Genomic DNA, 19,672 nt, shown 5'->3' on the forward strand with positions numbered 1-19,672 from the left:
GCTCCCAGCCGAGCCGACCAGTGTGCGAGTGCATCGAGATTCGCTCGGGCACTGGTACGCGTCGTTCGTGGTGCGACGCGAAGTCGTCGCCACCCCCGCTGCCGATGAGGGCAGTGGGATCGGCATCGACTGGGGGGTATCCGTCACGGCTACGACCACGAGTCCAGGGTTCGACCTGCCGTATCTGGGACATCGTAAGCGCTGCGCCGCCGAGCTGGGCAAGGCGCAGCGGAAGATGGCCCGACGACACAGCGGCAAGCGTGGGCCGCAGTCGAAGGGATACCAGCGGGCCCGCAAGGCCGCAGCGACCTTGCAGAAGAAGGCTGCTCGGCAGGCCCGGCATGATGCGAGCGCCTGGGCGAAAAGTGTTGTCGACAATCACCATCTGATCGCGGTCGAGGACTTCACGCCTAAGTTCCTCGCCAAATCCACGATGGCCCGAAAGGCGACCGATGCAGCGATCGGCGTATCGAAGCAGGAACTGATCGAGTGTGCCGCGCGGGCCGGCCGGAAGGTGGTTTTGGTCGCGCCCGCGTACACGAGGATGACGTGTTCGAGTTGTTTTGCGAGAGCCAAGCAGCGACTCGGGCTCGCGGAACGAACCTTCCAGTGTCGGGAGTGCGGATTCATCGACTGCCGAGACAGGAACGCTGCCAGGGTGATCTTGGCTGTGGCAGAACGGGGCCACACTCGTGTTGACGACGTCAGCCATGCGTCTTCCCCTTTCGGGTCGGATGTGCATGCGGTCTGAGCGTGAAATCCTCCGCCTCTCGCGGGGAGCCGTTAATCCAGTTCTTCCTCTGCCTTCGCAAGAACAGCAAACTCCTCGTCGGGCGAATTGGCAACGAGGTGATGCCGGCTGTACAGGCCGAAGTAGGCCATGAAGGCGGCGAACGCGATGAGGGTCCACAGTGCGGCGACCGGATCGACGAGGAAGGTGGCGATCACGGCGGCGGCCGCGATGACGAGCGCGAACGACGTGGTGACGATGCCACCGGGCGTGCGGTAGGGCCGCTTCATCTCCGGCTCGCGCCTGCGGAGGACGATGTGGCTGACCATCATCAGCACGTAACTGACGGCCGCGCCGAACACGGCCATGTTGAGCAGCATCGCGCCTTCACCGGTGAGCGAGAGCACGAAGCCGATGACACCCGGCACGATGAGCGCGAGCGTGGGTGCCTTCCGCGAGTTGGTGACGGACAGGTTCTTCGGCAGGTAGCCGGCCCGGGACAGCGCGAACGTCTGCCGCGAGTAGGCGTACATGATCGAGAAGAAGCTGGCGACGAGGCCGGCCAGGCCGATGTAGTTGACCACCTTCGCCGCTGTTCCGTCACCGAGCGCCTCGACCAGCGGGTTCCCCGACGTGGACAGGCTCTCCGCACCGAGTGCACCGGTCGCGAGGAACAGGACGGTGGCCCCCGTGACGATGAGGAGGAGCATGCTGATGATGATTCCGCGCGGAACGTTCTTCTCCGGTTCGCGGGCCTCCTCCGCGGCCAGCGGCACGCCTTCGACGGCGAGGAAGAACCAGATGGCGAACGGGACGGCCGCCCAGATGCCGAATGCGCCGAACGGCAGGAAGCTCGAGGCCCCCGCCGCGTCGGTCGCGGCGATGTCGGTGAGGTTGGTCGCGTCGAACAGGCCGATCGCGGAGACCGCGAAGATCACGAGGCCCACCAGTGCGATCGCGGTGATCACGAACATGGCCTTGAGGGCCTCGCCGGCACCGGTGAGATGGATTCCGATGAAGATGGCGTAGACCGCCAGGTACACCCACCACCCGTCGGTGATCCCGAAGAGGTTCAGCGATTCGACGTAGCTGCCGATGAATGTCGCGATGGCCGCCGGAGCGATCGCGTATTCGATGAGAATCGCGGTGCCGGTGGCGAATCCGCCCCACGGGCCGAGCGCGCGGCGGGCGAACGTGTAACCACCGCCCGCGGCGGGCAGCGCCGACGACATCTCGGCCATGCCCAGGACCATCGCCAGGTACATGCCGGCGATGACGACACCGGCGATCAGCAGGCCACCGAATCCGCCTTCGGCCAGGCCGTTGTTCCATCCGGCGTAATCACCGGAGATCACGTAGCTGACGCCGAGGCCGGCGAGCAGCACCCAGCCCGCCGAACCCTTTCGGAGCGTGCGTTTTTCCAGGTAACTACTGTCTTCCGAGTGGAAGTCGGCAGCATCGTGATGTTGCCCGGTTCCGGAATTCTTGGATGGTTCTACGAGTGACATTCCGTCCCCTACATCGATCCGAGTGTTGCCTCGCCGACCGCTCGAGGAGCGGGCTTCAGGCGCCGAGGCGAACGTTAAACGAGCTGTGTACACGTCGTGTCAGCACAACGTGACCGTGACGTAAAAATGGAGGTCGAGCGGCACCTGCGGTGCTAGGGAACCTCGCGGCGGGCGGGCACGGGACACGCCTCCACGGCTTCGGCGACCACCTGCGGTTCGGGTGACGGTGCGGGCCTCCAGCCCTGCTCCCACCGTTGACCCACGATGACCTCCTCTGCGGCGAGGCTGCTGTTCTCCTCCGGGGTGAAGGCGCGCGCGCGGCTGAGAAACCGCAAGCCTTCCGGGGTTTCGAGGCTGAATCCGGATCCGCGGCCCGGCACCACGTCGAGCACCAGCTGGGTGTGCTTCCACGCCTCGAACTGGGAACCGGAGATCCACACGGGCACTGCGTCGGCGCCCTCGGGCCGGGTGGACGGGATTTCCCCGACACCGAGCCGTAGGTCGAGGACACCGAGCAGTACGTCACGGTCGCCGACGATGAATTCGCCGTCGGGGTAGCACATCGGCGCGGAGCCGTCGCAGCATCCGCCGGATTGGTGCATCATCAGCGCCCCGTGGGTACCGCCGACGCGGCGGAGAAGCTCCACCGCCCCGGCGGTTGCCTTCAGGCGCTGAGGCGCCCGGGCTGTGTCCATCAGAAGAAGCCCTGAGCCTTCTGGGCGTAGCTGACCAGCAGGTTCTTCGTCTGCTGGTAGTGCTCGAGCATCATCAGGTGGTTCTCGCGGCCGATGCCGGACTGCTTGTACCCACCGAACGCGGCGTGCGCCGGGTACTGGTGGTACGTGTTGGTCCACACTCGCCCGGCCTGGATGTCGCGACCGGCCCGGTAGGCGACGCCACCGTCCCGCGACCACACACCGGCCCCGAGGCCGTACAGCGTGTCGTTGGCGATCTCGATGGCCTGGTCGTAGTCCTTGAACGACGTCACCGAGACGACGGGGCCGAAGATCTCCTCCTGGAAGATCCGCATCTTGTTCTGACCGGTGAAGATGGTCGGCTGCACGTAGTAGCCGCCGGACAGGTCGCCGCCCAGTTCGGCACGCTCACCCCCGGTGATCACCTTGGCGCCCTCACCCTTGCCGATCTCGATGTACGACAGGATCTTCTCGAGCTGGTCGTTCGACGCCTGCGCGCCGATCATCGTGTCGGTGTCGAGCGGATCACCCTGGCGGACGGCCTTGGTGCGGATCGCCGCCATCGCCAGGAACTCGTCGAAGATGTCTTCCTGGATCAGCGACCGCGACGGGCAGGTGCACACCTCACCCTGGTTGAGGGCGAACATCGTGAATCCCTCGAGCGCCTTGTCCTGGTAGTCGTCGTTGGAGGACAGGACGTCGGAGAAGAAGATGTTGGGGCTCTTGCCACCGAGCTCGAGGGTGACCGGGATCAGGTTCTGCGACGCGTACTGCATGATGAGCCGACCCGTGGTGGTCTCACCGGTGAACGCGATCTTCCGGATCCGGGGGCTCGACGCGAGCGGCTTGCCCGCCTCGACACCGAAACCGTTGACGATGTTCAGCACACCGGCCGGCAGCAGATCGCCGATGACGGAGATCAGGTGCAGGATCGACGCGGGGGTCTGCTCGGCCGGCTTGAGGACGACCGCGTTACCCGCGGCCAGTGCGGGAGCAAGCTTCCACACGGCCATCAGGATCGGGAAGTTCCACGGGATGATCTGCCCGACGACGCCGAGCGGCTCGTGGAAGTGGTAGGCGACGGTGTCGGAGTCGATCTCCGACAGGGCGCCTTCCTGGGCGCGGATCGCGCCGGCGAAGTACCGGAAGTGGTCGATCGCCAACGGAATGTCGGCGTTCAGGGTCTCGCGGATCGGCTTGCCGTTGTCCCAGGATTCGGCGAGCGCGATGGATTCGAGGTTCTCCTCGATGCGGTCCGCGATCTTGTTCAGGATGATGGCGCGCTCGGCGACCGACGTCTTGCCCCAGGCGGGAGCCGCGGCGTGGGCGGCGTCGAGTGCGAGTTCGATGTCCTCCGACGTCGACCGCGCGACCTCGCAGAACGGCTGCCCGGTGACCGGTGTCGGATTCTCGAAGTACTGGCCCTTGACGGGCGCAACCCACTGGCCGCCGATCCAGTTGTCGTAACGCGATTGGAAGGACATGACGGCGTCGGGCGAACCCGGGCGGGCATACACGGTCATCGATAACTCCCTGGTGTCGTGAAACTCGGGTGAACTTTCTGGGTGTGACTCACAACACTAGGGACCGTACCGTTGCAACTACGTTGCGTACTGCTGATCGAACAGATCGATCCTGGACTTGACCTGCGAGTACAGGGGCGAACGCGGGTCGAGTCCGGCGAGATACGCCTCCCATGCGGCGACGTCCTCGCGGCCGTGGACGGACGTGGTCCACTTGGCGAGCAACCGTTGATCGCCCTCCCTCAGCAGCGCCGCCTGAACGCGTGCCCGCAGTTCGTCGCGCAGGTCCTCCACCCCGGGCGCCTCCGATCCGGGGAGCACCGGACCCGAGTACACGTCGAGGGCGGCGGCGAGCTCACCGCGATCCAGGGCGCTGCGCACCTGCCGGACGTCCGACGTCAGTTCGGCGAGCAGTCGATAGGGCCGCGATCCGAGGTTCGCGGGACCGAAAACCTTACGCAGGCGCGACATCTCGGCACGAATCGTGACGGCGTCGAGTTCGTTCTCGTCGAGCAGGACCGCGAGACGGTCGGAGCTCAACCCCTCGGGATGCTCCGCGAGGAGCAGAAGGATCTCCGCGTGCCGCTGCGACAGCGGGAGGCGTTCGGCACCACGCACCAGAGTCGGGCGTCCCGAGCCCAGCACCTCCAACCGCAGCACCGTCTCGACGAGCGGTTGCGGTGACCGCAGCAGGTGGAGGCGCAACTCCGCCTCGGCGGCGGCGACGGTGGCCCTGATCAGCGACAGCACCTCGGGCACCGCCACCCGGGGACCACCGGTGATGTCGATAGCGCCGACGATCAGTCCGGTCGCCGGGTCGTGAACGGGCGCCGCCGAACAGCTCCAGTCGTGCACCGACCGGCTGAAGTGCTCCGCCCCGAAGATCTGCACGCAGTGATCGAGTGCCAGCGCGGTGCCCGGGGCGTTGGTGCCCACGGTGTCCTCACTCCAGTCGGCGCCCTCGACGAAGTTCATCTCCAGTGCCCGGTCTTTGGCGGACGAATCGCCCTCGACCCACAGCAACTGGCCCTTCTCGTCGGTGATGGCGACGAGCAGTCCCGTGTCGGCGGCGTCCTCGACGAGAAGTTTGCGCACCACCGGCCGGATGATCGACATCGGATGCGACGCCCGGTACGTGGCGAGATCCGCGGCCGCCAGATCGACCGCCCGGGCCGACCCGTCCGGACTGACTCCCTTGCTGGTGCTGCGCATCCACGAGTCGAGGATGACGGAACGGACGGAATTTCCCTCCCCCTCCGTGGCAGGACCCGTGGGTGCGTGACGGTCGACGAACAACTGATGCGCCGAAGACACCCTGCGTGCCAGCATCGCCACGTCGTCTCCCGGGCGCACGGCGACCCACGGATTGCCCCCTGTGGGCGGTTGACTTTGCATCGAACTCCTCCACGGCGTCTCTGCCTACTGTAACCCGGGTCACACGGGGCTGTGTGGTCCCCTCCGTCACTCCCTCAGGAAGGTACTGACCCGTTCCGCGACCATGACCGCCGTGGCATGCGGCCCACGGCTCGGGACCACCGGGAACACGGAGGTGTCGGCGATCGTCAGCCCCTCCACTCCCCGGACGTTGCACCGCGCGTCCACGACCGCAGCCGCGTCTCCGCTCTCGCCCATCCTGCAACTGCCGCACAGGTGTAGCGACGTTCCCAGGTGGGCGAGCACCGAGCGGTCGGATACGTCCTCGGACAGCGGCACGAGCAGCGGGCGCAGGTCGGGCGAGTGGAGCAGTTCCAGTCCGATGGCCTGTCCTTCGCGCAGCGCCCGGCGGTCGGAGGCGGATTGCGCGTAGCGGTATTCGATCCGCGGCCGGTCCTGCCGGTGGCTCGACGTCAGCCGGATGTCGCCCCGGCTGTCCGCCACCATGAGCCCGATCCCGAGGATCGGGTCGGGCTGCCCGGACCCGGGGACGAGCACGTCGAACGGTGCCGTGTACGGCCGGATCTCGAGATCGCCGACATTCAGCACCGTCTCGACGACTGGACTCGTGTCGCTGCGACGGAGGGAGTCCCGGATACGATACGGCAGAGCGACTTCCGGATGATCGCTGAATTCGGTACCGACACCCGGCAGGTCGAGAACCACCGGAATATCGTTGCTCCTCAGGTGTTCTTCCGGTCCGATTCCCGAAAGCATCAGCAGCACCGGAGTTTCGACGGGGCCGGCCGCCAGCACGACCCGGCCTGCGCGAACCGTGCGCCGCACGCCGCCGGCCTCGACCGCCACCCCGACGGTCTCGTTACCGGAGAACAGAATTCGGACGACGTCCGAGTTCGTTTCGACCGTCAGATTGGGACGCCCCGACGCCGGCAGCAGATACGCGGCGGCCGTGCTGACACGGCGGCCGCCGTCGACATTGAGCGGGACGGGTCCGATGCCGCCGACGCCGGTACCGTTCTTGTCGGGTTCCTCCGGATGTCCCGCCCCGAGCGCCGCGGCGCGGAACGCCGCACTGATCTCACTCAACTGCTCCACGGGCTGCCTGCGAACGGGCATCGGCCCGGTGGTGCCGTGCCGGTCATCGTCGAAGTCGGCGTCACGCTCGAGTGCCCGGAAGGCGGGCAGCACGTTCTCGTACGACCACGACGCGGGCCAGTGCCGAAAGTCCGCTTCCGTCCCGCGGACGAAGTACGCCCCGTTGACGGCGCCCGAACCGCCGAGGACACGACCGCGCACCATGGTCGAGGGCACACTCGGCGCCAACTCCACACCGTACGTCTCCGTGAACGCGCTGCCCGGACCGACCGGCAGCGTCCGGTAGTCGAGGACGGGACAGTCGAGGGCCGACCGGTAACCGGGTCCGGACTCGAGGAGGAGAACCGATCGTCCGGGATCCTCACTGAGCCGAGCGGCCACCACGCATCCACTCGAACCGCCGCCGACGACCACGACGTCGGCGGCGCGAATCGGATCGGCCACTACGACTTCAACCGCGGCTTCAATGCGTCGAGGTCACGAGCGACGATGGCGCCTTTCCAGAGTCCGGCGCCGTATGCGACGTCGTCCAACCGCTTGAACACCGTGTGCCGCACCGGTCCCAGGCCGCCCGGCTCGCGGTGCGTCGCCCAGTCGGCGACGCCTTCGGCGACGGCGATGGCGAGAGCGATGCGGCGGATCCGTTTCGAGAGCAGCACCGCCAGGAGCGTGATGGGCCAGTAGTGGCGACACATCGCGGAGGCCAGTTGCCACGCTCCACCGGCGAAACCCTGGGCTGCGAGGATGGCCGCGATGCGGGTCGGCTGGTCGAGGCCGGTGAACATGCGGCGCAGGCGCAGCACCATCATCGCGAGGGTGGCGACGGCACCGAGGAGACCCAGCCGGGTGCAGGTGGCGGCGGCGATGCAGGCGAAGAACGTCCACGGCGACATCGACAGCGGCGGGACCATTCCCGAATGCCTCGCCGCGAGCGGCGCCGCACCGGTGCCGTAGAACAGCTTGCGGTCGAACCACTTTCCGAACGTCACACGGTGATCATGCGCAACGTGGGCCACAGGCTCGTAGCGCAGTCGCCACCCGGATTCCTGGAGTCGCCAGCACAGGTCGACGTCCTCGGCCACGTGCATGGACTCGTCGAAGCCGCCGAACTCGTCGAGGACCTCGCGCCGGGCGATCATCGCGGCGCTCGGGACGTACGACACCGGGCCGCCGGACTCGACGGCGGACTCCTTACGTCCCAGGTCGAGGGACGATCGGGCGTGCTCGTACCGCGCGAGGGTGCTGGCCTCGGGTTCGAGCGCCACGATCCTCGGCGCGACGAGCGCGACCGCGGGATCGCTGAAGTGACCGAGCATGACCTCGATCCAGCCCGTGCGGGGCAGGACGTCGGAATCGAGGAACGCCACGAACGGAGTTGCGGCGTAACGCAGACCGGTGTTCCGCGCCGCCGCCGGCCCCTTGGCCGTCTCGTGGCGCAGGACGGTGACGCGGCCACCACACCCGTTCTGCAGCGCGGGGGCGACGATCGGGACGTCGGAGCCGTCGTCGACGACGACCACTTCGAGTCCGCGGAGCGACGCCAGCACCCGGTGCAGTCCGGACGCGTTGTTCTTCACCGGAATGACGACGGTGACATCCCGCGGCGAGGGGGTGCTCATGGGCCGCGGATTCGCGACACCCGAGTCGAGGAGGCGGCGCGCGACCACTGCGGACTGCGGATCGACGACCTCGAGGTAGCCGTCACCGATCATGGCCGCGGCAGTGGGCGCCAGCTTCAACATCCGAGTCGGCGATCCGCCGATGAGCACTCGACCCCCGGAGTATGCGCGTACCTTGGGGTCGATTCGGATCCCGAATCCATCGGGAAGTCGAGCTTGGCGCATCAGTCGATCGTATGCGGATCGGTGGCCGCTGACAGGGCATGCCGGAAATTAGTCGCGTAGGCATGCCGGAAATTCGCCCCCGGCAGCCCGAGGACGCCCGTACGGGTCATTGGAGCCTCCCATCGGCGCCCGGTTCCCACCGGAGCCTTCCATCGGGGCCCGATTCCCACCGGGCCAGTGCCTTGGTGACTGCGTCGACGAGTACGCCGAAGAGCTGCGCCCCCTCCGCGGCCGTAGCGCCCGTCGGGTCACCGAGCACGCCGTTGGCCGACACGGCGACCATACCGCCTTCGCGCAGTCTTGGCATCAACCTCGCGATAGGTTCCGTATTACCGGCTTCGGCCCTGGACAACCTCACCCGACCGGGCGAAAGGTGCAGCAACAAGGACGTTTCCGTACGTCCGGCATGGGCGTCGGCGCCGGGGACCGCGCAAGGCACCCAGGCCACATCACGGGCCTCGTAACGAAGCAAGGCGACAGCCTTGACCAGCGCGGGCCCGTTTCCTCCGTGCCCGTTGACGAAGAGCACCCGGTCGGCCCACCGGCACGCGGACCTCCCGTACTCGACCAGAACGGTCTCCAGCGCCTCCGCGCCGAGCGAGACGGTCCCGGGAAATCCCTCGTGCTCGCCGCTCGCACCGTAGGCGATCGGGGGCGCCACCAGCACGTGGGGCAGCGCGCGGGACACGGCGTCGGCGATGGCGGTGTCCGTGTCGAGCGGCAGGTGCGGGCCGTGCTGTTCGAGGGAGCCGACCGGGACCACCACCGTCGACACGCGGGACTCGAGGTCGGGCCACACCGCGTCGTCGAGGTGTCCGGAATGGGGCATCCCCCGATGCTAGGCGACGGTGGCGAGTCGACCTGCACTAGAGGGACAGCGCGACCCGCTCCCCCTCGATGACGGCGGAGTGTGCACGGCGGGGCGCCAGCACGTCGCCGATCCGGTGGACGTCGATTCCGCTGTCGGCCAAACCCTTCCAGAGGTCGTCCTCCGGCTGCTGATGCGCGGAGGACACGACCCAGTCGACGGTGAGCTGCCGGGACCGACCGGTCGGGTGGTGCAGCAACGTCACCGCGAGCCTCCCCCCGGCGTCGTCGCACCCGGTCGGCACGACGTCCGTCACCTGGGTGATGCCCTTGCGGTGCGCCCGCCGTTTCCAGCCCTCCAGGTCGAGTGTGATCCCGAGATCCTGGCCGACGATCATCGCCGGTGTGCAGATCGTGACGGCACAGCCGGCGTCGGCGAGGAACTCCGCGACGGACGTGCCCTGATGAAAACCCAGCTCGTCGACCACCAGCACGATCCCGGACGGATGCGCTCGCCCCTCCAGCACGTCGCGGACATCGACGACCCGTTGCCGCGTGCCCGCCCAGCGCGGACGTCGCGGACGCGCCCCGGTCGCGAGCACCACGACGTCGGGCGCCTCCCCGGCGACGGTCTCCGCGGTCGCCTCCGTGCCGATCCGCACGTCCACCCCGCGCCGAGCGCATTCCGATTCCAGATCGACGACGAGTTCGAGGAACTCGCGGCGGCCCGGCACGACCGCGGCTGTCCGGACCTGCCCACCGAGTGCAGTCGTGCGTTCGAACAGCGTCACGTCGTGACCGCGCTGCGCCGCGGTCGCGGCAGCCTTCAGCCCGGCCGGTCCGCCGCCGACCACGACCACTCGCTTGCCGCGAACGACAGGTTCGGGCAACAGGATCGATTCCCGGCCCGCGCGGGGGTTCACGACGCACCCGAGCCACCGGCCCAGGCCCATGCGCCCGACACATTCCTGATTGCATGCCAGGCACGTGCGGATCTCGTCCTCCTCGCCGGCGAGTGCCTTCGCCGCGAAGTCGGGGTCGGCGATCTGGCCGCGCACCACCCCGATCAGGTCGCAGTGCCCCTCGTCCAGAGCCCGGTCGGCCTGGTGCGGATCCGTGAACCGGCCGACACCCACCACCGGCAGGCCGACCCGTTGCCGGATCGTGTTCGGGACGAACAACGCATACCCGCGGGGAACGGCCATGGACGCCTCGATCATGTGCAGCGTCTCGGTGGCCATTCCGATCGACGTGTTGAGGTAGTCGACCCGGCCGTCCGCCTCGACGAGAGCGGCCACCTCCACCGCCTCGTCGAGACGCACACCGCCGTCGAACAGCTCCTCGCCGGCGAGCCGGACCCCGAGCGCGCGGTCCGGGCCGACCACCGCGCGCACCGCCGCGACCACCTCGAGGAGGAACCGGGCACGGTTGCCGAGCGACCCGCCGTATCGGTCCGTCCGCTGATTCGTGGCAGGCGCGAGGAAACTTCGCACGAGCGACGAATGGGAGCACTGCAGTTCGATCCCGTCGAATCCGCCCCGGACACAGTGCTCGGCGACGCGCGCGTACCCGTCGACGAGTGTCCGGATCTCCCGCTGATCGACCGCCTTGGGCACTTCCCGGAACAGCGGGTCGGGGACGGCGCTCGGCGCCCACAGCGGACGCCGCGAGTACATGCTCGACCCCTGACCGCCGTTGTGGTTGACCTGAGCCAGGATCGGGACGCCGTGCTCGTGGACCGCGTCGGTGATCCGCCGATACCCCGGGACGACCTCCGGCCGGTAGCCGGCGATCACCTTCTCGTACGGCCAGTCACTGGGGTGGGTGGCGTGTTCCTCGGAGATGATCAGGCCCGCACCACCCTTCGCCCGCGCCGCGTAGTAGGCGGCGTGCTGCGCGGTGGGCAGCGCGTCCACGGCGTACCCCGTGAGGTGCGCGGAGAAGACCACCCGATTGCGCAGGGTCAGCGGTCCCAGACGCAATCGGGTGAACAGGTGGCGGTACTCGGGCGTGTTCACACCTTGGTGTTGCCCATGTCGACGGCGACCTGGCTGCCCGTCACCCTCCGCGAACCGTCACCAGCAAGCCACAGCACGGCATCGGTGATGTCGTCCGTGTCGGCCAGCGGGTGCTCGGTGAGGATGGTGCCGAAACTCGACATGTAGTGCGGGTGCTTCTCGAGCAGCACGAGACTGCCGGGGTCGGTGCCCATCGGGGTCTTCACGCCGTATGGGTGAACGGAGTTGACCCGGATGCCGTATTCGCCCAGCTCCTTCGCCGCGGTCTGGGTCAGTCCCACGAGCCCGAACTTGGAGGCGGCATAATTCGCCTGCCCCGGAAGGGGCTTGATGCCCGCGACGGAGCTGATCACGATGATCGAGCCGCCCCGACCACCCTCGATCAACGCAGGGACCGCCGCCTTCAACGTCTTCCACGCGCCGGTGAGGTTCACGTCGATCAGCGTCTCCCACTGCTCGTCGGGCATCTCCCAGAAGCGATTCCAATTGCAGATCCCGGCGTTCGCGATCACGATGTCGAGCCGGCCGAACTGTTCGACACCCCGGTCCACGACGGCCTTCAGTCCCGCGCTGTCGCGCACGTCCGCCTGCTCGGCGAGAATCTTGCCGCCCTCGGATTCCACCAGCCGTACCGTCTCGGCCAGGTCGTCCGCCGTCGCCGGCTCGTAACTGTTGTACTCCGACACCGGTCCGCAGATGTCGACGGCGATGATCGCCGCGCCTTCCCGCGCCAATCGCACGGCGTGCGTTCGCCCCTGCCCGCGGGCAGCCCCAGTGATGAACGCGACCTTGCCGTCGAACTGTCCCATGGAAATGTCCTATCTCTCGTTGACGAGGGTGAACGGATGGTGGTCGAACTCGGACCGTGTTCGTGCGGTCACGTTCTGCGCCTCGGCGCGGCCCTCGCGGACCGCCTCGAGAAGGGTTCGGGGAGCCACACAGTCACCCGCCCGCACCGTGTCCGGGCGCGACGAGCGGAGCGCGTCCTCCGGGAGGCGGTGGGAGCAGTCGATCAGCACGGCGCACGGCACCACCGACTCGTCCCCGGTGAAGCGGTCGACGATCCGCATGCCTGCCTCACCGACCGACACGATGCGGCTGTCGAGGTGGCGCGTCACCCCGGCCCGTTGCAGGCGGGTGTTGGCGTCGGCGAGATCCCCGGTCATTCCGAGCCGCGAACCGGCCACCGAGTCCTGCGTCACGATGCGCACGTCCCTTCCCCGCGCCGCCAGCCACTCCGCGACCGCCACGCCCACGGGTCCGCCCACCGGGTCGAACACGACGTGGTGCCCCTCCCCCGGCGTGCCGCTGCCCAGCAGTTCCGCGGCGCCGAGGCACCGGACACTCCCCGCGACGGGAAACGGTAGCGGCCTCGGCCTGCTGCCGGTCGCGAGGATCACCGTCGCGCCCTCGCGTTCCGCGGCGTCCAGCTCGGCGTCCGAGACGGTGGAGCCCAGCCGGAATTCGACTCCGAGGCTGCGGCATTCGTTCTCGAGCCAGTCGGTCAGCGCCGTCAGGTGCGGCGCTGCGGCAGCCGCGACCCGGACTATCCCGCCGAGCCGGACCGACGCGTCCGCCACGGTGACGCGGAAACCACGCACCGCGAGCACGCGGGCGGCCTCGAGACCCGCCGGACCGCCGCCCACCACCAGTACCGCGTCGCCGGCACCGTTCGCGGACTCCTCGGGAGGATCGACGCTCTCGTGCCCGGCAGTGGGATTGCCGACGCACGTGACGACGGGATTGCGGGGATCGAGGACTTGGCACGTCTGGTTGCACAGGACGCACGGCCGCGGCGCCACACCCCGCCGGATCTTGACGACGAGGTCGGGATCGGCAATCTGCGCGCGCGTCATCTCGACGATGTCGGCGACCCCCTCGTCGAGCGCGCGCCGGGCGTCGGACGGATCGATCACGCTGCCCTGCAGCACGACGGGGACCGCGCCCGCGACCGCGCGGCGGACGTCCCGGCAGAGTTCTGTGTTGAACGACGGCGACCGGTGGAAGTCGGGGCGGTACGCGTTCGCCGACATCGGTCCGCCGCGCACCACCACGAGCAGGTCGAGGGCGTCTGCCAGTTGCCGCGCATGTCCGGCGGCCGCCTCGGGGGTGACGCCCGCCCACGACGTCTCCTCGTCGCAGCTCAGGCGCAGAGACAGAACCCGGCCATGCCCCAACTCGGCGCGGACCGCGGCAAGCACCTCGCGGGTGAGTCGCAGCGGATCGGCCCCGTACCCGTCCTCACGCAGGTTCGTGAGATCCGAATGGAACTGCCGCAACAGACTTCTCGGACCGGCATCGAGTTCGACGCCGTCGACGTCCGCGGACACGGCCGCGACCGCCGCCGCACGGAATCCCGCGACGAGGCTGTCGATCTCCCGCTGCCCCATCGGCATCGGCATCTCGCGGGAGACCACGTCGGCAACTCCCGACGGTCCCCACAGCACCGCCTGCGAATACGCGCTCGACCCCTGCAACCCGGTGTGTCCCAGGCCCGCCAGCACCAGGGTGCCGTGCGGCCGGCACGCCGCGACCGCGTCCCGCCAGCCGTCGACGCAGTCGGATGCCAGCGGTGCCCGTTCGTAGGGCCAGTCGGAGTCGTGGACCGACGCCACCTCGGTGACGACGATCCCGGCCCCGCCGCGCGCCCGCCGCTCGTAATACGCGACGTGGCGCGGTGACAATGCCCTTCGCACACCCAGATTGGTGAGGTGCGGACCCAGAAGCACCCTGGACCGGGCATGGCGTCCGGCCAGGGTGATCGGGTCTGTCAACTGCGCAGACATCTACGCCGTTCGTCGGTCAGGATTCGGCGCCGAGTACACGTGCGAATCCGGGCGGAATCACGACGTCGGACGGCGTGAGGTCGTGGATGTTCGAGTGGCCCAATCCGAGCAGTGCCGAGTCGATGCCCCCACGGAGGACGTCGAGGACGTTCTCGACGCCGGCCTGACCGTTCGCCGAGAGACCCCACAGGTACGCGCGGCCGATCATCACGGCCCGCGCACCGAGGGCGACGGCCTTGACGACGTCGCTGCCGCGGCGGATCCCGCCGTCGAGCAGCACCTCGACCTGGTCGCCGACGGCCTCCGCGATGGCGGGCAGCGCACGGATCGGCGCCGGGGTGCCGTCGAGATTGTTGCCGCCGTGATTCGACACGGAGATCGCGGTGACACCGGCATCGACGGCGCGCTTGGCGTCGTCGACCCGCATGACACCCTTGAGCATGAACGGCCCGCCCCACTGCTCACGCAGCCACGCGATGTCGTCCCACGTCGGCAGCGGCGTCTGCATCCACTCGCCGTACGCACCGAAGAACGTGGGCGGTTCCTGACCGGGCTGCGCCAGGTTCGGGGTGGTCAGATCCGGGATCTTGCGGGTCTTCGCGAACTCGTACAGCCACTTCGGGCGGGTGATGCCCTCCGGCGCGAACTGGAGCATCGCCTTGAAGTCCATCTTCTCGGGGATCGCCGGGCTGCCCCAGTCGCGACCGTACGAGAACGACCAGTCGGTGGTGATGATCAGCCCGGTCGCACCCGCGGCGCGGGCCCGTTCCATCCGCTGGATCAGAACGTCGCGGCTGCCGACCCAGTACATCTGGAAGAAGGTCTGAGGATTGGCGGCCGTGACCTCCTCGATCGACTTGCTGGCGAACGAGCTCAGACCGATCGCCGTTCCCCGCGCCGCCGCGGCGCGTGCCACGGCAACCTCGCCGTCCGGGTGCACAGCCTGCACACCGGTCGGAGAGATCACGACGGGCAGCGAAATCTGCTGCCCCATCACGGTCGTGGACAACTCACGCTTGTCGGACAGCCCGACGACGTGCGGGGCGAACCCCAGCTCACCGAACGCCGCGATGTTGTCGTCGACCGTCACGCCGCGCTCGGACCCGGCGATCAGCGCCGCGTACACCGACTTCGGCAGGCGCTTCTTCGCGCGGCGCTGAGCCTCGGCCACCGTCTCGAAAAACGGATTCTTACCCATGGGAATACCTCTCGTACCTGGCAGACGGCGTTACGTCTGGTCCATGCCCGCAAGCGGGTTCTCGTCACAAATCTTTGCCGGGGGACGCACCATCAGCGTCAGCGGAACCGGCGCCCGCGGGGTCCGGCGCTGGCCGGTGCGGGAATGGTCGACACTCGATTTCGGGATCTCCCCGGCCGCAGCCAACGCCAGTTCACCGTTGCCGATCACGCATTCGGGGTCCGGGCCGTCCATCGGCAGCCCGGTGAAGAACTTCGCGGCCATGCACCCGCCGCGGCAGGAGTCGTAATGGTTGCACTTGCTGCACGCGCCGCCGGTCTGCGGGGACCGCAGCTCCTGGAACAGCTCCGACGTCTGCCACACCTGCTGGAAACCGCCGTCCGCCAAGATGTTTCCGGCGAGGAACTGGTCGTGGATCGCGAACGGGCAGGCGTAGACGTCGCCGATCGGGTCGATCAGACACACCACGCGACCGGCGCCGCACAGGTTCAGGCCGGGCAACGCGTCGCCGTAGGCGGACAGGTGGAAGAAGGAGTCGCCGGTGAGCACGCCCTCACCGTTGGCGACCAGCCAGTTGTACAACTCGCGCTGCTGCGCCTGGGTGGGGTGCAGTTCGTCCCACACGTCCGCGCCGCGGCCCGACGGGCGCAGCCGGGTGATGCGGAGGGTGGCGCCGTACTTGTCGGCGAGGGCCTTGAAGTCGTCGAGCTGGGACACGTTGTGCCGGGTCACGACGACGGAGATCTTCGCGTCCTTGAAACCTGCCTCGGACAGATTCTCGAGGGCCCGCACGGCCATCGCGAACGAACCCGGACCGCGGACGGCGTCGTTGACCTCGGCCGTCGCACCGTCGAGGGAGATCTGCACGTCGACGTAGTCGCTGGCCGCGAGCCGGGCCGCGACCTTCTTGTCGATCTTCACGCCGTTGGTGGAGAACTTCACCCCCACCTGGTGGGCGGTCGCGTAATCGACGAGCTCCCAGAAGTCGGAGCGAACGGTCGGCTCACCGCCGCCGATGTTCACGTAGAAGACCTGCATGCGCTGCAGTTCGTCGATGATCGACTTGCACTGCTCGGTGCTCAACTCCCGCGGGTCACGCCGGCCCGAGGAGGACAGACAGTGCACACACGACAGGTTGCACGCGTAGGTCAACTCCCAGGTCAGGCAGATCGGGGCGTCGAGACCGAGTTCGAACTGGTCGACGAGACGGCCGACCGGGGCGGACGGCCTTTCGAGCATGGAGGTCATGGGCTGTGTCCTCTGGTACGGGGTGGTGAGAGCTGGTCAGGCGGGAACGATCATGTGCGACTCGGCCAAGGTGCCGAGCGCTCGCGCGTACTGCGCGGCAGTGTCGTCCCCGATACCCTGCGCCCGCAGTGCGGACCGGGCGTCGGCATGTGAGGGAAGGGCTTCGACCACCGCGACGATCGTGCGGTTCTTCAGGAACGACAGTTTGCGCGTCCCGAAGTGGTAGAGCAGCGCCCCGAAAGGTTCGGGACGCAGCGCCACCTGCGGATGAAGCTTCCAGCCCACATCGAGATCGATACCGGCGCTGCCGGTCACTGAAGCAGAAGCTGGAGCGGACATGATCAGTACACGCCGCACATGCCGTCGATCGAGACCTCTTCCACCAGGGATTCCTCGACCAAGTCGTTTTCCAGCACGTTGTTGTCGCGATCCGACATGATTTCCTCCTACTGTTCGGTGATACGGCGCGAGCCGGAGGGATGTCCCCCGTCATAGGGGACCATCTCTGTGACTCGCCTCACCACTGTAATGGCATCGAGTGCAGAATGACAGACCGGGAGGGTACGAAAGTTGAGAAGTCGTCGAAAACCATCCAGTCGGATAGGGCGACGCCCGTCCACTACGCAGGATCGGATCAGCACCGTCGGGATCGAGTTGTTCACGGAACAAGGATTCGACGCCACCAGCGTCGACGAAGTCGCCGAAGCGTCCGGCATCGCCCGGCGCACACTGTTCCGCTACTTCCCGTCCAAGAACGCGATCCCGTGGGGAGACTTCGACGCTCACCTCGACGAGATGCGCGCCCAGCTCGAGGCGCAACCCGACGACATCCCGATCGCCGACGGGCTCACCGCCGCACTGCTGCAGTTCAACGCCTTTCCCGCGAGCGAGGCGATCAACCACCGCAAACGCATGGGCCTGATCCTGCGAGTGCCGGCCCTGCAGGCGTATTCGGTGGTGATGTACGAAGGGTGGCGCAACGTCATCGCCGAGTACGTCGCGAGCCGGCTCGGAGTCTCTCCGACCGACCACGTTCCGCGGACCGTCGGCTATCTTCTGCTCGGCGTTGCCATGTCAGCGTACGAACAGTGGCTCGACGACGATTCCCTCGAACTGAACGAACTACTCGCCAGCGGAATGCAATCGCTCTACGATGGTCTGAGTTCGCTCGGCGAGCCCGACACCCAGTCCTGATCCCTCCCGCCATCACCTCTCGGCAAGGTTGCCTCGAATGACTTCCACTCTCGACACGCCCCCTTTCGACTCACTCGCTCCCTGCGAACCCGGGCTGTGGTCACATGGTCACGTCACGGTGCAGCGGGTCGAAGCCGGGCCGCTCACACTCACCCGCGACGGCGATCAACTGCGGGTCACGCACGCGCTCACACCCGGCGATCTCAGCGAACGACTCGTCGCCTCCGTCACCGCATCCATCGAGGACGCCGCATTCGGTCAGGACGAATTCGAGTCGACCATGGTCGGACTCGTCCGCTCCACCGTCGACGGTGCACTCGACGCATGGACCGTCTACTACCGCAACTCCCTGGACGAACTCCTCTACGGCACCGCCGACTTCGCGCCGATCCACGAGAAGGCGGAACAACTGGTCCGCGGTTCCGTTCTCGACCTCGGATCGTGCTTCGGCTTCCTGCCGCTTCGACTCGCGCGCGCGGGCCGGTCCGTCACCGCAACCGACATCCTTCCCGGCACCATGACCCTCCTCGACGCCGTGGCGCCGGAACTCGGGCTCGACCTGCGCACCCTCGTGTGCGACGCTGCGCACGTGCCCGTCCCCGACGACAGCGCAGACACCGTCACCGCCATCCACCTCCTCGAACACGTCGACGAAAACGTCGGGGCCGCAGTGATATCCGAGGCCCTCCGCATCGCCCACGACCGGGTGGTCGTCGCAGTCCCGTACGAAGACGAGGCCACCGCGTGCCACGGGCACATCCGAACCTTCGACACCCCGACGTTGCGGAAACTCGGCGAATCGACGGGGCACCAGTTCGAGGTGTTCGAGCACCACGGCGGCTGGCTCGTCATCGACTGCTGACCCCTCACGACGCGCGGAGGTCTGCGATCACGACCGCCTCGACCGCCGAATGGCGTGCCGGAGTCGGCAACGGAGGCGCGGTGGACCGGTAGTGATGCCCGGTCGGGGTGCCGAGATCGATCAGATGCCGGCCGCCGGGACGGGTGACCGGGCGGGCGACCCACCCCGGCGCTTCCTTCGCATAGTTGCAGGCCTCGCACAACCCGGACCCGTTGCGCACCGACGTCCGGCCAAATTTGCCGTGCGGGCGAATGTGGTCATGATGCCGAATCGGGGCGTCACACCACGGAGTCCGGCACGTCCGGTCGCGGAGGTCGATCAACTTCGCCAAACCCTTCGGGAACGTCCGGGACCGCGATTCCATCACCGTCAACGCCCCCGACTGCGGGCACGAGTACAGCCGCTGCAACGTGGCCCTGACCTCGGCGTCGACCGCGTCGGCAACCCACTGCCGGGCGATCCCCGCCGGCACCGGCCCATACCCCTGCAACTGCGCCGGCTCGTTCCCGCCGGTCAGCAGCGTTTCGTCCGAGAGGACCAGGTTCACGGCCACCGGAACACCGCAGGCCACGGCCTGCCCGGTGCCGCGTGCGAACAGCAGATCCACCATCACCTGATTCCGGGACCGACCACCACCGTTCCCGGTGGCGATGAGGCTGTCCGCATCCCTTCCCAGCGTCGCCTGCAGGCACACCGCCTGCTCCACCGGCATCAACACACTCAGGTACGCCATCGAATCCGGCGCCGGCCGCGTCGTCACCGCCGCTCC

17 protein-coding genes and 1 pseudogene are annotated in these 19,672 nt (G+C 68.0%); 3 read left to right on the forward strand and 15 right to left on the reverse strand.

Annotation, left to right across the window (positions count from 1 at the left end; translation table 11 throughout):
• Positions 1 to 19: 19 nt before the first annotated feature.
• Positions 20 to 751 (forward strand): annotated as a pseudogene (locus tag RJ1_RS47960) (RNA-guided endonuclease InsQ/TnpB family protein); the annotation flags it as partial.
• A gap of 32 nt (positions 752 to 783) precedes the next feature.
• Here RJ1_RS47960 and eat read toward each other — a convergent pair.
• From eat to mftA, 14 genes are all read right to left on the reverse strand, one after another.
• A complete protein-coding gene (gene eat / locus RJ1_RS29015; protein WP_073365964.1) occupies positions 784 to 2,238 on the reverse strand; it encodes an ethanolamine permease in 1,455 nt (484 codons plus the stop codon).
• Between the two features lie 152 nt (positions 2,239 to 2,390).
• A complete protein-coding gene (locus RJ1_RS29020) occupies positions 2,391 to 2,933 on the reverse strand; it encodes a DUF779 domain-containing protein (protein ID WP_073365965.1) in 543 nt (180 codons plus the stop codon).
• Positions 2,933 to 4,456, reverse strand: a complete 1,524-nt coding sequence (gene adh, locus RJ1_RS29025; protein WP_073365966.1) for an aldehyde dehydrogenase — start codon at positions 4,454 to 4,456, stop codon at positions 2,933 to 2,935. Before adh ends, RJ1_RS29020 begins: the two co-directional genes overlap by 1 nt.
• Before the next feature lie 78 nt (positions 4,457 to 4,534).
• Positions 4,535 to 5,851: a sigma-54-dependent transcriptional regulator family protein gene (locus RJ1_RS29030; protein ID WP_073365967.1), complete on the reverse strand. Its 1,317-nt coding sequence runs from the start codon at positions 5,849 to 5,851 to the stop codon at positions 4,535 to 4,537.
• Between the two features lie 66 nt (positions 5,852 to 5,917).
• Positions 5,918 to 7,390 (reverse strand): mycofactocin dehydrogenase MftG, encoded by a 1,473-nt coding sequence (gene mftG / locus RJ1_RS29035; protein WP_073365968.1) that lies wholly within the window; start codon positions 7,388 to 7,390, stop codon positions 5,918 to 5,920.
• A complete protein-coding gene (mftF, locus tag RJ1_RS29040; RefSeq protein ID WP_073365969.1) occupies positions 7,390 to 8,790 on the reverse strand; it encodes a mycofactocin biosynthesis glycosyltransferase MftF in 1,401 nt (466 codons plus the stop codon). Before mftF ends, mftG begins: the two co-directional genes overlap by 1 nt.
• Positions 8,791 to 8,896: 106 nt before the next feature.
• Complete coding sequence (mftE, locus tag RJ1_RS29045; RefSeq protein WP_073365970.1) at positions 8,897 to 9,619, reverse strand: mycofactocin biosynthesis peptidyl-dipeptidase MftE; 723 nt, start codon at positions 9,617 to 9,619, stop codon at positions 8,897 to 8,899.
• A gap of 37 nt (positions 9,620 to 9,656) precedes the next feature.
• The gene (locus RJ1_RS29050) at positions 9,657 to 11,615 is read right to left on the reverse strand and encodes a mycofactocin system FadH/OYE family oxidoreductase 2 (protein WP_073365971.1); all 1,959 of its coding nucleotides are present in this window, start codon (positions 11,613 to 11,615) and stop codon (positions 9,657 to 9,659) included.
• Positions 11,612 to 12,424, reverse strand: coding sequence for a mycofactocin-coupled SDR family oxidoreductase (locus tag RJ1_RS29055; protein WP_073365972.1), 813 nt, complete (start codon positions 12,422 to 12,424; stop codon positions 11,612 to 11,614). Before RJ1_RS29055 ends, RJ1_RS29050 begins: the two co-directional genes overlap by 4 nt.
• A gap of 9 nt (positions 12,425 to 12,433) precedes the next feature.
• Positions 12,434 to 14,401 carry a mycofactocin system FadH/OYE family oxidoreductase 1 gene (locus RJ1_RS29060; protein ID WP_073365973.1) on the reverse strand — a complete coding sequence of 656 codons (1,968 nt, stop codon included), beginning with the start codon at positions 14,399 to 14,401 and terminating at the stop codon, positions 12,434 to 12,436.
• 16 nt (positions 14,402 to 14,417) lie between these two features.
• Entirely contained in the window at positions 14,418 to 15,599 is a 1,182-nt protein-coding gene (mftD, locus tag RJ1_RS29065) for a pre-mycofactocin synthase MftD (RefSeq protein WP_073365974.1), read from the reverse strand.
• Positions 15,600 to 15,629: 30 nt separating this feature from the next.
• Complete coding sequence (gene mftC, locus RJ1_RS29070; RefSeq protein WP_073365975.1) at positions 15,630 to 16,847, reverse strand: mycofactocin radical SAM maturase; 1,218 nt, start codon at positions 16,845 to 16,847, stop codon at positions 15,630 to 15,632.
• 36 nt (positions 16,848 to 16,883) lie between these two features.
• Complete coding sequence (gene mftB / locus RJ1_RS29075) at positions 16,884 to 17,186, reverse strand: mycofactocin biosynthesis chaperone MftB (protein ID WP_162850378.1); 303 nt, start codon at positions 17,184 to 17,186, stop codon at positions 16,884 to 16,886.
• A gap of 2 nt (positions 17,187 to 17,188) precedes the next feature.
• Entirely contained in the window at positions 17,189 to 17,284 is a 96-nt protein-coding gene (mftA, locus tag RJ1_RS29080) for a mycofactocin precursor MftA (RefSeq protein WP_005573048.1), read from the reverse strand.
• Between the two features lie 133 nt (positions 17,285 to 17,417).
• Here mftA and mftR point away from each other — a divergent pair, with 133 nt between their 5' ends.
• Together mftR and mftM are read left to right on the forward strand one after the other, a co-directional pair.
• Complete coding sequence (gene mftR, locus RJ1_RS29085) at positions 17,418 to 18,041, forward strand: mycofactocin system transcriptional regulator MftR (protein ID WP_073365977.1); 624 nt, start codon at positions 17,418 to 17,420, stop codon at positions 18,039 to 18,041.
• Between the two features lie 37 nt (positions 18,042 to 18,078).
• Positions 18,079 to 18,903: a mycofactocin oligosaccharide methyltransferase MftM gene (gene mftM, locus RJ1_RS29090; protein WP_073365978.1), complete on the forward strand. Its 825-nt coding sequence runs from the start codon at positions 18,079 to 18,081 to the stop codon at positions 18,901 to 18,903.
• Positions 18,904 to 18,907: 4 nt separating this feature from the next.
• On the opposite strand, the gene RJ1_RS29095 is transcribed toward mftM, so the two are convergent.
• Positions 18,908 to 19,672, reverse strand: a 765-nt coding sequence (locus tag RJ1_RS29095) for an HNH endonuclease (RefSeq protein WP_369691062.1), incomplete at its 5' end; no start/stop codon positions are given.

The sequence above is a fragment of the Rhodococcus jostii NBRC 16295 genome (genome assembly GCF_001894825.1).
GTDB lineage: Bacteria > Actinomycetota > Actinomycetes > Mycobacteriales > Mycobacteriaceae > Rhodococcus_F > Rhodococcus_F jostii.

Bases quoted from the DNA above. Each gene is read 5' to 3' on its own strand.
- eat (WP_073365964.1), bottom strand. From the start codon at position 2,238: ATGTCACTCGTAGAACCATCCAAGAATTCCGGAACCGGGCAACATCAC.
- RJ1_RS29020 (WP_073365965.1), bottom strand. From the start codon at position 2,933: ATGGACACAGCCCGGGCGCCTCAGCGCCTGAAGGCAACCGCCGGGGCG.
- adh (WP_073365966.1), bottom strand. From the start codon at position 4,456: ATGACCGTGTATGCCCGCCCGGGTTCGCCCGACGCCGTCATGTCCTTC.
- RJ1_RS29030 (WP_073365967.1), bottom strand. From the start codon at position 5,851: ATGCAAAGTCAACCGCCCACAGGGGGCAATCCGTGGGTCGCCGTGCGC.
- mftF (WP_073365969.1), bottom strand. From the start codon at position 8,790: ATGCGCCAAGCTCGACTTCCCGATGGATTCGGGATCCGAATCGACCCC.
- mftE (WP_073365970.1), bottom strand. From the start codon at position 9,619: ATGCCCCATTCCGGACACCTCGACGACGCGGTGTGGCCCGACCTCGAG.
- RJ1_RS29055 (WP_073365972.1), bottom strand. From the start codon at position 12,424: ATGGGACAGTTCGACGGCAAGGTCGCGTTCATCACTGGGGCTGCCCGC.
- RJ1_RS29060 (WP_073365973.1), bottom strand. From the start codon at position 14,401: ATGTCTGCGCAGTTGACAGACCCGATCACCCTGGCCGGACGCCATGCC.
- mftD (WP_073365974.1), bottom strand. From the start codon at position 15,599: ATGGGTAAGAATCCGTTTTTCGAGACGGTGGCCGAGGCTCAGCGCCGC.
- mftC (WP_073365975.1), bottom strand. From the start codon at position 16,847: ATGACCTCCATGCTCGAAAGGCCGTCCGCCCCGGTCGGCCGTCTCGTC.
- mftB (WP_162850378.1), bottom strand. From the start codon at position 17,186: ATGTCCGCTCCAGCTTCTGCTTCAGTGACCGGCAGCGCCGGTATCGAT.
- mftA (WP_005573048.1), bottom strand. From the start codon at position 17,284: ATGTCGGATCGCGACAACAACGTGCTGGAAAACGACTTGGTCGAGGAA.
- mftM (WP_073365978.1), top strand. From the start codon at position 18,079: ATGACTTCCACTCTCGACACGCCCCCTTTCGACTCACTCGCTCCCTGC.